The sequence below is a fragment of the Bartonella sp. AP88XZML genome, from assembly GCF_042195565.1.
Classification (GTDB): Bacteria; Pseudomonadota; Alphaproteobacteria; order Rhizobiales; family Rhizobiaceae; genus Bartonella.
On sequence record NZ_JBHIOQ010000086.1, the window covers coordinates 1 to 2126 of the forward strand.

3 protein-coding genes and 1 pseudogene are annotated in these 2126 nt (G+C 42.6%); all 4 read left to right on the forward strand.

Annotated features, from left to right (window positions below):
* The first annotated feature begins 93 nt into the window (after positions 1–93).
* Entirely contained in the window at positions 94–645 is a 552-nt protein-coding gene (locus tag ACFIK2_RS08600; RefSeq protein WP_375677162.1) for a hypothetical protein, read from the forward strand.
* The gene (locus ACFIK2_RS08605; RefSeq protein ID WP_375639613.1) at positions 626–1315 is read left to right on the forward strand and encodes a phage baseplate assembly protein V; all 690 of its coding nucleotides are present in this window, start codon (positions 626–628) and stop codon (positions 1313–1315) included. Before ACFIK2_RS08600 ends, ACFIK2_RS08605 begins: the two co-directional genes overlap by 20 nt.
* Positions 1312–1653: a GPW/gp25 family protein gene (locus ACFIK2_RS08610; RefSeq protein ID WP_041581347.1), complete on the forward strand. Its 342-nt coding sequence runs from the start codon at positions 1312–1314 to the stop codon at positions 1651–1653. The genes ACFIK2_RS08605 and ACFIK2_RS08610 overlap by 4 nt, the downstream gene beginning before the upstream one ends.
* A pseudogene (locus ACFIK2_RS08615) lies at positions 1650–2126 on the forward strand (baseplate assembly protein); the annotation flags it as partial. The gene ACFIK2_RS08610 and the pseudogene ACFIK2_RS08615, both read left to right, overlap by 4 nt.

Consider the following 2126-nt stretch of genomic DNA (forward strand, 5'->3'; position numbering starts at 1 on the left):
CAAAGCCCCCTCTTCTCAAGAGCACTTCACTGTTACAGATGTCCAAGCCTCTGAATCCGGTATGTATAAGCTTATCTTGCGAGAGATAAAACAATGAAACATCCACGCGAAACGATAAGGGAAAGCTTTGTTGCGTTGATTAAGGCAGCAAAGACGGCAGCTGGTGACAATGTTTTCAATATGCGTGACTTCAATTTATTTATTGAAGCAATGCCAGCTATTAATATCTCAACACAAAGTGAAACAATTGAAGATGGCTATGATTATGGAGTAAGACGGCGTGTTTTAACAGTAGATGTTGAATGCTATGCAACATGTGAAGATGGTGCACGCTTTGTTGACCAATTAGCATGGGAAGTTGAAGAGATTTTCTATGCCAATCCCAATCTTAACAACACCGTTGAGACATGCCGCCTGCAAAATATTGCTTTTGCCTTTGGCGATAATGGCGCCCTAGCGCTCCATGGTGCAATTTTAACCTTTGAAGCCATTTATGTGACCAATATCCCCAACATGGATGAAGAAGAAGGCAGTGTAACAGCAAGAATCGTTGAACCTTTCTTAAGCTTTGAACCAGAAACAGGTGTGGGAAACGAAGACAAATACCATAAAATTGAAGGTGGACATGTTAGAGCGGCGCGATAAAGAGATCACAGATCTAAAGAGACGTGTAGCAAATATGGTTGTGGTGGGGAAGATTAGCCATGTCGACCATAAAAACGCACGCTATCGGATAAAAAGTGGCAATCTTGTCAGTGACTGGATTCCAGATACCCAAGCCCGCGCCGGTAAAACACGTTCTTATGAAGGACGCGATGTTGGAGAGCAAGTGATTGTTGTTTCATCATCAGGGGATTTATCACAAGGGATGATTATTGGTTCACTTCACACCGATGCTAATCAAGCAGCCGATAAAGGCAGCATTCACCGAACGATATACCCCGATGGAACCAGCCTTGAATATGATGATGAACAAAATACTTATGGAATTCATATCAAATCAGGTGGAAAATTTATCCTCACGATTGCTGAAGGTGTGTCACTAAAAGGTGATGGTGGGAATCTAGAGCTTACCGCACCGGAAGGCATAAAGATTGTTTCAAAAAGCGATATAAATTTAAACGCAAAAGGCAACATCTCTTTGAAGGCAGGTGGTGGCGTTTCTCTGAATTCGAATGATAGTATCTCTCTTCATTCTGGGAATAATGTTTCCATTCATTCAAGTGGACTAAAACATAACAGCACCAATGTAGGAGCAACCCATGTTCATGGGGGTGTTTTCCCTGGTGGTTCCATGACAGGAGGTCCCAATTGAACAGTGGAATGGACCGTACAACAGGAAAGCCATTAACCGGCATTGATCATTTACGCCAATCAATCCTTGATATTTTGTCAACGCGGATTGGTTCGCGTGTAATGCGTCGTGATTATGGTTCACGTGTTGCAGAACTCATTGATGCTCCAGTGAATAATGCTTTTGCTGTTGCTCTTTATGCTGCTGTTGCTGAGGCTTTAGACAAGTGGGAACCGCGTTTTAAATTGAAAAAAATTGATTTTAAATGGAGTGAGGCTGGACAAGTTTCTTTATCCTTTGAAGGAATTTATTTGCCATCCGGCAAGCCCATTACCATGGAAGGATTATTGATAAAATGAATGGAGTGCTTGCAAAACCGGAAATTATTACAGAACTTTCTTTTGAGGAAATCCGCGCTGCGGCTCTTGCTCATTTAAAAAAGCTTTTGCCTGAATATACCATTCTTGAAAGTGATCCAGCTGTAAAAGTTATTGAGGCTTTTAGCTATCGAGAACTGCTTTTAAGACAGCGTATCAATGAGGCGGCACGCAATAATATTCTTGATTTTGCCACCGGTGAATCCCTTGATGCTTTGGGAAACTGGCATGGTATTGCCCGCTTAGAGGGTGAGAGTGATGAGAGGTATCGTGAACGCATACAGCTTCATGCCCGTGGTGGCAATGGGAGCGGGACAGAGCCCTATTACAAACTTATCGCTCTCTCAAGCGATAGTCGTGTTAAGGATGCGATTGTTTACCGTAAAGGCAAAGACCCAACCATCTATGTTGCTCTTTTTGGCAACAATGAAGAAGGAACAGCCTCTGAAGATCTC